Consider the following 12258-nt stretch of genomic DNA (forward strand, 5'->3'; position numbering starts at 1 on the left):
CTCATCGTTTAAAAGTCAGCTTTGAGGACAATACGATAACGTGCTTGTCCTGAATGTAAACGTTCCAGCGCTTCATTTAACTGCGACATGGGATACAGTTCAATTTGTGGCGCAATATTTTTACGTGCAGCGAACTTGAGGAGTTGGCGTAATGCCGCAGGAGATCCTGTCGGTGAACCTGTGATAGATTTGGCCCCACCAATTAGACTACCCGCAGAAATTTGCATCGGTTCTAAGGGCAGTCCCAACATATGTACCGTACCATTCGGAGCAAGTGTGGCTAAATATGCTTGCCAATTGAGCGTGACATTCACCGTACTGAGCAACAGATCGAATTTGCCTCTTTGTGCTTTAAGTGCATCCACATCTCGGCTATTTACGACATGGTCTGCCCCCATAGCCTTGAGCTCTTCAGCTTTGTCTAAATTGGACGTGAATGCCGTAATTTCACAGCCCCATCCTTTCAGAAGCTTAATCGCCATATGACCAAGCCCACCAATGCCAATCACACCAACATGGTGAATAGCTTGAATTTGGTGCTTTAAAATTGGATCAAAAACAGTAATCCCGCCACACAGCAAAGGCCCTGCTGACTCAGGGTCCAGATCTTCAGGTAAGGGAATAATCCACTGCCAACCTGCCCGAACTTTGTTGGCAAAACCACCTGCATGCCCTACGATGGTTGCTGTTGAACCGCCTGTACAGAGCACCTGCTGCCCCGACACGCATGGGTCACAGTGTTGACAACTTTCAGCGGTCCAACCGATACCTACGCGTTGCCCCAGTTTTAAGCCTTTGGCCTCTGAGCCTAAGCGAATGATAGTACCAATAATTTCATGGCCTGCAACCACAGGGTAGACCGATGAATTCCAGTCATTATTGATGACCGAAACATCAGAATGACACAGTCCACAATATTCCACCTGCACTTCAACTTGATGTGCTTGCAGTTCGCCTGCATCGAATTGATAGGGTTGTAAGGCCTCGCCTGCTTGCATCGCCGCATAGGCACGAATGGTGTTGTCAGTCATATTCGGTGTCCTTATTTATCGTTTGAGATGGTTTTATTTAAAATGACAGCCATTTTCATGATCATTGACCATACCGACCGCTTGCATAAAGGCATAACAGGTGGTCGGGCCAACAAACTTGAAGCCCTGTTTTTTCAGTGCTTTTGACATGCTTTGGCTTTGAGGTGTTTGTGCAGGTGCTGTGCGGTAGTCAGGAACATCATTGTTGATGGCATGTTGCTCGACAAAGTTCCAGAGCCATTCCACAGGGTTGATGCCTTGTTGTTTCAGTGCAACCCATGCAATCGCATTGTCACGAATCGCAGTGAGTTTTCCGATATGCCTGATTAGCCCTGCGTCTTGGACTTTAGTGGCTAAGTCTGCTTCGCTAAAACTTGCAATTTGCTCGATGGAATGCTGGAAAAAATGGCGATGATAGTGTTCACGTTTTTTCAGGACGGTAATCCATGACAGCCCCGCTTGTTGACCTTCGAGGCAGAGCATCGCAAAGAGCTGCTTTTCATCATGTAGTGGTTTACCCCACTCATGATCATGGTAGTCGATGTAGAGCGGGTCTGAGGAGCACCATCCGCAGCGTTGAGTGGTCATCTGGAAATGCTCCTTTTTTATTTATAGGGTAAACGTTGCCCATTGATCGAGTTGATTATCCCAATAAAATAATTGGGCGTGTTCGAGCTCGGAGAAGTTAATCCAAACATCTTTTCCGGTCTTTTCTGCAAATCCAGTGCTGATTAAGAGTGCATCTTCAGTAATTTCCATGATCCAGCCTTGGTGGCTTTGTCCTGCCAAGATAATTTTTTGTTGATTGCCTGATTCAGCAAATTCGACCAGACGGTTGATCAACGCTTCTGACATGAAAAATTCCTAAAGTTAACGTAAATAAGGATAGGGATTTACTGCACCACGACCTTTGCCTTGTAAATACAGTCCATAATGTAAATGTGGGGCGGTGTATCGTGCATTGCCTGTGTTGCCAACATAGCCAATCACATCGCCTTTTTTAACATAGTCTCCGACCTTTAAACCACGTTTATGATCATCAAGGTGAGCATAATAATGCCATGTGCCAGCGGGTCCCATAATCCAAACCACTTTACCACCCAAATTGTTATTACGTAAGTCCGCGACTAGGCCTTCTGTGACGGAAAAAACTTTGGTTCCCTTTGGTGCCAAAATGTCGATGCCTTCATGCGTTCGCCCACTGCTGCGTGAGGCACCCCAAGTGTCTTTGAGCGCATGACGTTTGATGCCCTGAACTGGTACCGGGAATTGTTGGGCTAAACGCATATTTTTAAGCTGCTGAACTTGAGCTGCGGGTAATTGGCTACCGCTGGGCACAGGGGGTGTGGTACGACAAGCAGCAAGTAAAAGGAGAAGAATACTTAGACTGCTAATGGCAGAAATGCGAGGCAAACAATAACGCACGAACAATCCTTTCTTATCTCTGTGATCTCATTTTAAAGTGAGCTAATTTTAAGTTTTATCATCAATCAAATTGATGACATCACTATGTCACAGTTGAATTGCTGAGATCAATTTTTTCATGGCGGTTGGGATGCCCATTTCTGTGACATTTTGTACATCGAACCACATGCCTGCCAGTTCAATACTTAAATGTTCGAGTTGATCGGCATCGACCTCAAAACAAAGTGCTTCCAGTTGCCAAGTGAAGTGAGTAAAACTATGTGAAATTTCGGCGCGTTGTGTAGCTCGTTTAAGCCCTAAACTTTGGCACAGTTGCGTGAATGCATCACAGTTTTCAAAAATAGGTAAACACCATAACCCCCCCCCACAGTCCACTATTGGGGCGTTGTTGCCACAGCCATTGATTGTGATGACGCAGCACCAATACTTGAGCCGACTTTATTGGGACAGCTTTTTTGGGTTTTTTAAAGGGTAATTCCGTTTCTAGCCCTTGTGCATGGGCCTTACAGTGTTGCTGCATGGGACAGTAGAGGCACAACGGTTTTTTCGGTGTACATACGGTTGCCCCCAAATCCATGATGGCTTGGGTGTAGTCATGGTTACGTTCATTTGGGCAAAGTTCGTCAGCCAGTTGCCACATGCTACGCTCATGCGCGGGTTTACTCAGGTCGTCATCAATAGCAAAAAAACGTGCGATAACGCGCTTTACATTACCATCCATAATGACGCCGTACTGACGTAAACCCAAAGACATCAGTGCCCCTGCGGTAGAGGGTCCAATACCGGGCAGCTCAATCCATCCTTCCAAGGTTTGAGGAAAAGCACCATGGCGTGCCACAATACTAGCCGCTTTATGCAGATTACGCGCGCGTGCGTAGTAGCCGAGACCTGCCCAGTAAGGTGCGACTTCATCCCATGATGCTGTCCCTAAAGTTTCAACCGTTGGGAAGCGTTCGATAAAACGCTCGAAATATTGCAGTACGGTTTTGACTTGGGTCTGTTGTAGCATAATTTCAGACACCCAAACTTTGTAGGGGTCATTGGCCACTTGCCATGGTAGGTCATGTCGACCATGAACGTCGAACCAAGTCAGTAACGCATCTGAAAAAGAGAAAGGAGACATCTGAAGCACAAACAAAAAATTCGACTTAGTATAACGGAATGTCTTTTATACGCATGTATTTTGCCTATAAAAAATGGCGCCGAAGCGCCATTGATCAAATGAGCATTTAGTCGTGTGTCATGCCCCAGCGTGCATCGAGTTTGAGCTCTTGGTTTTTATAGCGTGGAATAATATGAATATGCAGGTGTTCAGACACATTTCCAAATATTTCACCATCATTAAACCCAATATGGAAACCTGACGGTTGATGGCGCAATTGGAGTTCATTACGTGCCAGTTCTAACAAAGACATTAAGCTCTTACGTTCTTTGTCAGTGATATCAAAGAATGAACTGATATGGCGTAGAGGGATAATGACGCAATGACCTTTAGAGAGCGCATTGGGTTCGGGTAAAATCACCCCAAACTCATTTTTATCAAGCACATCAAATTCATCAAAATTACAATATTGGCATTGGGTCTCAGTCATTGTTATCTCCTCTAAAATCTAATTATCTATCCTACTGGATATGAGCAAGTGATATTTGCTTGCTCGTCTCTAGTTAAGCACTGAGATTGCGTTCTAGCAAGTCATACATTGCTTCAAGACCCTGTCTTTCTGCTTCAGGGTTATAGCCCAAGTCTACATCATTGGCTTTGGCACGTTCATCGGCTAATGGATTACTAAAGCCATGCTTCGCATCTTCAAAAATAATGACTTCATGATTTACTTTCGCTGCATGCATTTCTTCACGGAAGCTTGCAACATCATCCAAGGTGACCATGCTGTCTAACTCACCATGTAAAACTAAAATTTCACCTTGAATTTGACCTTCGACCGCAGGGGCTTTCGGTGCCAAAGTTGCATGGAAGGTTGCGACAGCTTTGAGTGGAGCACCAGAACGTGCCAAGTCTAAAACCACTTTGCCACCATAACAAAAACCAATGGCCGCCAGTTGATCGGCATTCACTTCAGGCTGGGCTGCAAGCGTCTCTAAACCAGCTTGCGCACGGTTGACGATGGTGTCTGCATCGGCAAAAGTTTGCATCATCCATTCATAGGCTTGCTTGGCATCAGTGGTGACTTTTTTGTCGCCGTACATATCAATCGCCAGAGCAGCATAACCATGTTCAGCTAGTTCGCGAGCACGTTGTTCAGTATATTCATTTCGACCCCACCATTCGGGTGCAACAATGATTCCTGCATGGGGTGTTTGGCCATTGGGTGCTGCAAAATAACCGACTAAGCGTTGTCCATCTGCTGTGTTATATTGAATTTCCCGAGTTTGAATACTGATCGTCATGCTCAAATCCTGTTAGATAATATGTTCTGATTAAAGCATAAAAACTTTTACAAGGATTTGAAAAACAGCCTGATTTGTAGAAGAAATGTGAGAAATTATTTTTTAAATGCCATAACGAAAAAAGAAGGAAATCATTCCTTCTTTTTTGTCAGTAAAGCATTTAAGCTCCCTATACTTTGCCACGGGACAAGAAGCCGACAATAGCAAGTATGACTGCAATCACTAATAAAATAATTGCAAAGTCTTTCGATAAACCTGCGACACCACCAAAGCCAAGTAAACTTGCAATCAGTGCAATCACTGCAAAAATAATCGCCCAACGAAACATAGCTCTTCTCCATGGATGTTTTTATTGATTACTTATTGAGTATAAAAAGATCCTTCAAACTCACTGTGTTGCTTTTGTTTAAAAAATGTTCTGTTTTTATTTTAAGTTTATGAATATGATGTAAATCTTGAAAATGATCTGACGCTAAAAACTAAGCTGATGATCGGTTATAATAGGTCATTGAGTTTATTGGCAGCCCCCATGGCACACGAATTACGCCCAGAGTTTTGGAAGCATTATCCCCTTGCTGAGTTACATCCAGCAGAATGGGAGGCGCTGTGTGATGGTTGTGGTCTGTGTTGTTTGGTGAAACTTGAAGATGAGGAAAGTCAGGAAGTCGCCTATACCAAAGTGTCTTGTAAGCTGTTGGATTGCCAAACGGCCAGTTGTCGTGATTACCCCAACCGCAAGCAGCATGTACCCGATTGTATCCAGCTCACCCCCGAACTTTTAGACACGATTCATTGGTTACCACCGAGCTGTGCCTATCGTCGTTTACATGAAGGTAAAAATTTACCCAGATGGCACTATCTGAACACGGGTTCACGTGAGAGCATTCTAAAAGCCAAAAAGTCTGCGGCGGGACGCTGTATTTCTGAAGATGAGATCAATCAAGAAGAGATCGAAGACTATATTGTGCGTTGGGTTCGCTAGCGGAGAAAAGCGGCGTGAAATTGCATGAAAAGCTTGTGTCATTTACCTGAATTTGCCATAACATAAGCATTCGATGAACGCATTTAAGTCTTAGTCCTATGTCCGATAGCAATATTCCACTGCCTGAACGTTTACGCCCGCGTGATTTGTCTGAAATTATTGGGCAGGATCACTTATTGGGTGAGCAGGCACCGCTCCGTCAAATGATTGATCAAGGACATTTGCCATCTATTATTTTTTGGGGACCACCTGGGGTGGGGAAAACCACGATTGCTTTACTGTTGGCACAAGCGATCGACCGACCGTTTGTCAGTCTATCTGCACTCAATACGGGGGTCAAAGAACTCCGTGAGATCATTGCCGATGGCGGGGACTTAATGCCACCCGTGGTGTTTATTGACGAAATTCATCGTTTTAACAAATCACAGCAAGACGCGCTACTGAATGCTGTGGAGAAAGGCAAAATTACCCTCATTGGCGCCACCACAGAAAATCCATCTTTTGAAGTGAACAGCGCGCTACTGTCACGTTGTCAGGTCTATACCTTAAATGCACTCGATGCTGATGCGATTCAAACTTTATTATTACAAGCGATTAAGAACGACAAATTTTTAAAAGAGCGCTACATTCAGATCGAAGAATTTGAAGCTTTGGTGCAATTTGCCGCAGGTGATGCACGTAAAGCTTTGAATCTTATTGAGTTGATTGCAGGAACTTTCGAGCCAGACGTTGAAAATATCGTGACCAATGCAATGGTGGTCAAAGTTGCACAGCAAAATATTGCCCGTTATGACAAATCGGGTGAGCAGCACTATGATTTGGTGTCGGCTTTTATCAAGTCGATTCGTGGCAGTGACCCTGATGCTACTTTATATTGGATGGCACGCATGCTCAAAGGCGGAGAAGATCCCGTTTTTATTGCACGTCGTATGTTGATTGCTGCCTCTGAGGATATTGGCAACTCAAATCCGAATGCTTTACTTCTGGCGGGCGAATGCTTCCGCTCTGTTCAAGCTGTGGGTATGCCAGAGTGCCGAATTATTTTAGGGCAGTGTGCGGTGTATTTGGCGACCAGTGCAAAAAGTAATAGTACATATCTTGCAATCAATAAAGCCTTAGATTTGGCTGAAAAAACGGCAAATTTACCTGTGCCGTTGCATTTAAGAAATGCACCAACTAAGTTGATGCAAGAGCAGGGCTATGGTGTCGACTACTTGTATCCACACAACTATCCAGAGCATTTTGTGATGCAAGAGTATTTACCATCTGAACTGAAAGGCACCAAGCTATATGAGTCAGCACGCAATAAGCGTGAGGTTGAAGGAGAGCGCTTACAACAGCGACGTTGGCAACAACAGCAACAACAGCAGCAACAACAGTAAACATAGCCCGATTGAAAGATCGGGCTTTTTTGTTGGAGTGGTTGATGTATGCGTTGTAGCCATGTGTAGGGATTTTTATATGCTCATGGCGTTAAACTACTCATCAATCGCAATGCAGTAGGTAAAACAGAGACCAGCAAGGCAATTGCCATCGTGATATTAAAGATAAAAGCAAACTGAGGTTTGATGAGGTGCTGACGTAAGAAAAGTCCACTCACCGCCCAAATGCCAACGCAGGGAATCGAAACCAACATTAAAATCAGGGTGGCATAAATGATCTCGCTGACAGGAGGATTTAAAGCAAAATAAGTCGAGACTGTGCTGATAGAGATGATCCATGCTTTGGGATTGACCCACTGAAATAACGCACCTTGCAGAAAGCCCATGGATGGTTTCTGCTCTAATTCGATGTTGAGTGGCCCACTAGATGCAATTTTCCATGCAAGCCAAAGAATATATATAAAACCAATAAAACCTAAAATAAATTGAAGCTGAGGCAGAGTAAGGAAAATTTGGTTCAATCCGATGCCAATGGTGAAGAGTTGTACGGCAACCCCAAAGGCAATGCCAAGAATGAGCGGTACAGTTTTATATATTCCAAATCGTGCACCAGACAGTATGACCAGTGCATTATTAGGGCCAGGTGTGCTTGTCATAACAATACAAAACAGCAGATAAGGTGCAAAGAGAGACATATTCATAATGGCTGAAAGGTCAAAATAAATATTATTTTATTGTTGATCTAGCACAATTTGATTGTATATTGATCTTTAAAAATGAATTTTATGCAATAAATGATTGAATTAGACCGCTTGGACCGAAAGATATTGTGTGAGCTTGAACGCGATGCACATTTAACCAATATTAAACTGGCAGAACGCGTGGGTTTGTCAGCCTCGGCCTGTTTACGACGCGTGCAAGAACTAGAAAAAATAGGCATTATTCGCGGATATAAAGCGGTGATTGACCGTTCGCTTTTGGGGATTGGTTTAACGGTTTATGTGACTATCGGGTTGTCTTGTCACTCAAAAGAAAGTTTGGTTCAGTTTGAGGATGTGATTTCTGCTGCGGATGAAGTGACCGAGTGTCATACCATTACGGGCTCGGTTGAGTATTTACTTAGAGTAGAAGTGGCAGATATTAAAGCGTATAAAAAGTTCCATACGGATGTTTTGGGGACGATTCCTTGTATTACCTCCATCACCAGTTTTTTAGTGATGGAAACCACTAAAAATCAGTATGCAAATATATAACGTGTCAATAGGACACCGAATGTTCTAGCGAGGTTTTTAACATGAATCGCTATTCGCGAGTTGAACTCTTTCAGTCGTGCGTTGATGTTGAAGTATTCTTGTCTGTTTGAGTGTACCGCGATAAAACGTTAGCTATCGGCCCTATATATGTGCCAAGTTGACAGTGTTGGTTTAGGGTTATAATAAAATGGCCCGATTAAAAAGAAAATGTCAGCCAGTAAATACGCTCCATATTCATTTCCTTAAACTTTTAGCTCCTTTTTGCTGAGCCTTAGCGTTTTTAAGTTCAATTTTCGGTCTTTGTTTTGTTTCTGATGAAGCGAGGTTTAGTAAGAAAAAATCTTGCAATGCGATGTGCTCGACCACAGAATTTGTTCAATTTATATATGTAAAACAACTTTTGCTGTAAAAGCAGTCCATTTTTAATGCTGACGACTTCGTCTTGCACCACAGATAAAAGCAATGTTTTTATTTTTGTTCGGATGGCGGATGACATTAACCAGTATCAAATAAGATCTAGAGTTTAAAAAGGAAATGCCGGTCAGTTTCGGAACTGACTGGCATTCTGTTTAAAACGGGTTTTTCTTGAATCAGGGTTTTGAGGGCTATTCAATTATTTAAAGTTACCTTCTAAAAACTGTTTTAGGCGTTCACTTTTCGGGTGAATCAAGACTTCTTTCGGGTCGCCTTGTTCTTCAATTTTACCTTGATCTAAAAATATAACATGGTTGGACACATGGCGTGCGAAGCCCATTTCATGGGTGACCACAATCATGGTTCGGCCTTCTTCAGCCAAACTTTGCATCACTTTTAACACCTCACCTACCAGCTCAGGGTCCAAAGCACTGGTTGGTTCATCAAACAACATCACCTCAGGCTCCATTGCCAAGGCACGAGCAATCGCGACACGCTGTTGCTGTCCACCAGATAGAAAAGAGGGGTATTTTGTTTCTACACTTTCTGCGAGTCCAACTTTTCTTAAATATTTACGAGCCCGTTCTTCCGCTTCACTCCGTTTTAAACCTAAAACATGAATGGGCCCTTCAACGATGTTTTCTAATACCGTCATATGTGACCATAGGTTGAAATGTTGAAACACCATCATCAGTTGGGTGCGCATTTTTTGTAGCTGTTTGGGATTTTTTGCTTTGAGATTGCCATTTTTATCCAAGCTCATCTCTAACTGCTCACCATTGAGTTCAATGCTACCTTGGCTTGGCTGCTCTAGAAAATTGATGCAGCGAAGAAAGGTGCTTTTACCTGAACCCGAGGAACCAATAATACTAATCACATCGCCTGCATGTGCCTCAAGTGAAACCCCTTTTAAGACTTCATGATCGCCAAAGCTTTTACAAAGATCTCGAATCACCAGTTTTGCTGAATTTTCCATTTTTTCTCCTAATGATTCGATGGTTTTAAAAACGCCAGCCAGCGTTGTTCCAATTTACGAAAGATCCAAATGAGGATAAATGCCAGACAGGCATATAGCACAGCGGCAATGCCAAAGGCGTCAAAAGTGGCATAAGTGGCAGCATTGACATCTCGTGCAATTTTGAGAATATCAGGCACGGTTGCAGTGAAGGCAATGGTGGTTGCATGCAGCATCAAAATGACTTCATTGCCATAAAAAGGCAGTGCTCGGCGTAGCATAGACGGAATAATAATGCGGGTATAGCGTTTCCACGGCGACATTCCAAAGGCTTTTGCTGCCTCAATTTCACCGTAGGGAATTGAACGTATTGCGCCAGCAAAAATCTCAGTGGTATAAGCCGCTGTATTGAGTGCAAACGCTAAAATGGTGCAATTAAGCCCTTCTCTAAAGAATTCATCGAGCCGTTCATGGGCATGGACAAATTCAAGGCTATAAATTCCCGTGTAAATAATCAGCAGTTGTACATAGAGGGGTGTACCACGAAATACATAGGTGTAAAACCAAACAGGAAGACGTAAAAAAGGATTTTCTGATACGCGGGCAACCGATAGAGGCACAGCTAAAACAAAGCCAATTGCAATAGAAAGCACCAACAACCATGCGGTCATGGCAACGCCAGTCATTTGAAAACCATCGGTCCACAGGTAAGACTGCCAATATTGTTGAATAATCTCAATCATAATTGTCCCTTTTTCACACCAGCAGAATAACGACGTTCCAGCCACATGAGTATTAAATTTGAAAGGGTGGTGATGGCCAAATAAATGACTGCCGCAACGATACTAAAATAGAACACTTGCATGCTGCTTCGACCTACATCTTGGGTAATTTTGACAATGTCGGTCAAACCAATTAAGGACACCAAAGCGGTGGCTTTGATGAGGACTTGCCAGTTGTTACCAATGCCTGGTAAGGCAAAACGCATCATTTGTGGAAAGAGGACACGCCTGAAAACTTGAAATGGGGTCATGCCGTAGGCATATGCGGCTTCAAGTTGACCTTTGGGGACGGCTTGAAATGCACCACGAAAGGTTTCAGTAAAATAGGCCCCATAAATAAATGCCAAAGTAATCACCCCCGCCACGAAGGGATTGATATCAATTTGCTCCATCTGCAAAGATTCGGTAATGGAGTTCAGTCCAAGTTGCAGGCTATAGAATAACAACAACATGATCACCAGATCGGGAACACTACGAATGAGTGTGGTATAAACAGTCGCAACATAGCGTATGATTTTAATATGGGAGAGTTTGGCACTTGCACCAAACAATCCAATCATGATCGAAAGTACAAGGGATAACAATGCAAGCTGAATGGTCATCCAAGTGCCACTGAGTAATACGGGACCATAGCCAGACAAAAACATACTCAGTTTCTCCGAGTAAAAATATAATATTTTGTAAATCAGCTATATATAAAAAGTGTCGGTATTGAACCGACACTTTATAGGTTAATAAATGCTGAAGGAGAAGTATTTTTTCTCGAGTTTTTTATAGGTGCCGTCGGCAATAATTTCAGCTAAAGCCTTATCAATATTCTTTTTCAGATCGACGTCTTCTTTACGTAAGCCGATGGCAGCCCCTACACCGAGTGTTTTGGCATCGACCACATTATTGCCTGCAAAAGCAAAGCCTTTACCTTTTGCTGATTTCAGGAAACCACCATCAACCATAATTGCATCTTGTAATGTTGCATCTAGACGCCCAGAAACCATGTCTTGATAAAGCACGTCTTGGTTTGGATAAGGAACCACATTCACACCTTTAGGTGCCCAATAAGCTTTTGCATAACTTTCTTGGATGGTCCCTTGTTGCACACCTACACGTTTTCCTTTCAAAGAAGCGGGTGTCGGAAGTAAAGGAGAGCCTTTTTTCGCGACCATGCGGGTTGGAGTATTATAAATTTTATTACTAAACGCGATTTGTTTTGAACGATCAGCCGTCACGGTCATGGATGATAAAATTCCATCAAATTTCTTGGCTTTGAGGGCAGGAATCATTCCATCAAAGGAGTTTTCTACCCAAACACATTTGGCTTTTAATTTGGCGCAAATAGCATTTCCCAAGTCGATGTCAAAACCGACCAGCTTATTGTCAGGGGTTTTATATTCAAAAGGAGCGTATGCGGATTCTGTACCAAAACGAATAGTTTTCCATTCTTTGGCTTGAACAGAGCCGCTCAACGCAGTGAGTACGAATGTGGTCGAAAGGAGTAATTTCTTTTGCCAGTTTTTCATTGTAAATATAGCCATCCGTAAAAAATCAAATCTAAAAAATAAGACGAAGATAGAACTTATCCTACTGATTACTTTTGAATAAAAGCAATATTTATACCAATTTTCCGATCG

General features: G+C 43.0%; 15 protein-coding genes and 1 pseudogene. 3 read left to right on the top strand and 13 right to left on the bottom strand.

Features of this window, described 5'->3' with window-relative positions:
• Positions 1-8 precede the first annotated feature (8 nt).
• The 8 genes and pseudogenes from ahr to ACZ8ZH_RS00230 form a co-directional block, all read right to left on the bottom strand.
• Positions 9-1031, bottom strand: coding sequence for an NADPH-dependent aldehyde reductase Ahr (gene ahr / locus ACZ8ZH_RS00195; RefSeq protein ID WP_086210353.1), 1023 nt, complete (start codon positions 1029-1031; stop codon positions 9-11).
• 33 nt (positions 1032-1064) lie between these two features.
• A complete protein-coding gene (locus ACZ8ZH_RS00200) occupies positions 1065-1619 on the bottom strand; it encodes a DNA-3-methyladenine glycosylase I (protein ID WP_119063347.1) in 555 nt (184 codons plus the stop codon).
• Positions 1620-1640: 21 nt separating this feature from the next.
• Positions 1641-1886 (bottom strand): hypothetical protein, encoded by a 246-nt coding sequence (locus ACZ8ZH_RS00205; RefSeq protein ID WP_086210351.1) that lies wholly within the window; start codon positions 1884-1886, stop codon positions 1641-1643.
• Positions 1887-1901: 15 nt separating this feature from the next.
• Positions 1902-2444 (bottom strand): M23 family metallopeptidase, encoded by a 543-nt coding sequence (locus ACZ8ZH_RS00210; protein WP_171405789.1) that lies wholly within the window; start codon positions 2442-2444, stop codon positions 1902-1904.
• A gap of 99 nt (positions 2445-2543) precedes the next feature.
• Positions 2544-3579 (bottom strand): annotated as a pseudogene (mutY, locus tag ACZ8ZH_RS00215) (A/G-specific adenine glycosylase).
• Positions 3580-3685: 106 nt separating this feature from the next.
• Entirely contained in the window at positions 3686-4048 is a 363-nt protein-coding gene (locus ACZ8ZH_RS00220; protein WP_119063344.1) for an HIT family protein, read from the bottom strand.
• A 73-nt stretch (positions 4049-4121) separates the two neighbouring features.
• Positions 4122-4862, bottom strand: a complete 741-nt coding sequence (locus tag ACZ8ZH_RS00225) for a dienelactone hydrolase family protein (RefSeq protein ID WP_119063343.1) — start codon at positions 4860-4862, stop codon at positions 4122-4124.
• 169 nt (positions 4863-5031) lie between these two features.
• A complete protein-coding gene (locus tag ACZ8ZH_RS00230; RefSeq protein ID WP_004647174.1) occupies positions 5032-5190 on the bottom strand; it encodes a DUF1328 domain-containing protein in 159 nt (52 codons plus the stop codon).
• A 201-nt stretch (positions 5191-5391) separates the two neighbouring features.
• On the opposite strand from ACZ8ZH_RS00230, the gene ACZ8ZH_RS00235 reads away from it, so the two are divergent.
• Complete coding sequence (locus ACZ8ZH_RS00235) at positions 5392-5844, top strand: YcgN family cysteine cluster protein (RefSeq protein WP_119063342.1); 453 nt, start codon at positions 5392-5394, stop codon at positions 5842-5844.
• A 98-nt stretch (positions 5845-5942) separates the two neighbouring features.
• Positions 5943-7226: a replication-associated recombination protein A gene (locus ACZ8ZH_RS00240; protein ID WP_119063341.1), complete on the top strand. Its 1284-nt coding sequence runs from the start codon at positions 5943-5945 to the stop codon at positions 7224-7226.
• 83 nt (positions 7227-7309) lie between these two features.
• On the opposite strand, the gene ACZ8ZH_RS00245 is transcribed toward ACZ8ZH_RS00240, so the two are convergent.
• Positions 7310-7927: a LysE family translocator gene (locus ACZ8ZH_RS00245; protein ID WP_119063340.1), complete on the bottom strand. Its 618-nt coding sequence runs from the start codon at positions 7925-7927 to the stop codon at positions 7310-7312.
• A gap of 93 nt (positions 7928-8020) precedes the next feature.
• On the opposite strand from ACZ8ZH_RS00245, the gene ACZ8ZH_RS00250 reads away from it, so the two are divergent.
• Positions 8021-8479 (top strand): Lrp/AsnC family transcriptional regulator, encoded by a 459-nt coding sequence (locus ACZ8ZH_RS00250; protein ID WP_110974702.1) that lies wholly within the window; start codon positions 8021-8023, stop codon positions 8477-8479.
• A 613-nt stretch (positions 8480-9092) separates the two neighbouring features.
• On the opposite strand, the gene ACZ8ZH_RS00255 is transcribed toward ACZ8ZH_RS00250, so the two are convergent.
• The 4 genes from ACZ8ZH_RS00255 to ACZ8ZH_RS00270 form a co-directional block, all read right to left on the bottom strand.
• Positions 9093-9869 carry an ABC transporter ATP-binding protein gene (locus ACZ8ZH_RS00255; RefSeq protein WP_119063339.1) on the bottom strand — a complete coding sequence of 259 codons (777 nt, stop codon included), beginning with the start codon at positions 9867-9869 and terminating at the stop codon, positions 9093-9095.
• 8 nt (positions 9870-9877) lie between these two features.
• Positions 9878-10591 carry an ABC transporter permease gene (locus tag ACZ8ZH_RS00260; protein ID WP_086210342.1) on the bottom strand — a complete coding sequence of 238 codons (714 nt, stop codon included), beginning with the start codon at positions 10589-10591 and terminating at the stop codon, positions 9878-9880.
• A complete protein-coding gene (locus ACZ8ZH_RS00265; protein WP_119063338.1) occupies positions 10588-11277 on the bottom strand; it encodes an ABC transporter permease in 690 nt (229 codons plus the stop codon). Before ACZ8ZH_RS00265 ends, ACZ8ZH_RS00260 begins: the two co-directional genes overlap by 4 nt.
• Positions 11278-11361: 84 nt before the next feature.
• On the bottom strand, positions 11362-12147 hold the full coding sequence (locus ACZ8ZH_RS00270) for an ABC transporter substrate-binding protein (RefSeq protein ID WP_086210340.1): 786 nt from the start codon (positions 12145-12147) through the stop codon (positions 11362-11364).
• Positions 12148-12258: the final 111 nt, after the last annotated feature.

It is taken from the genome of Acinetobacter sp. SW-226, from assembly GCF_055632855.1.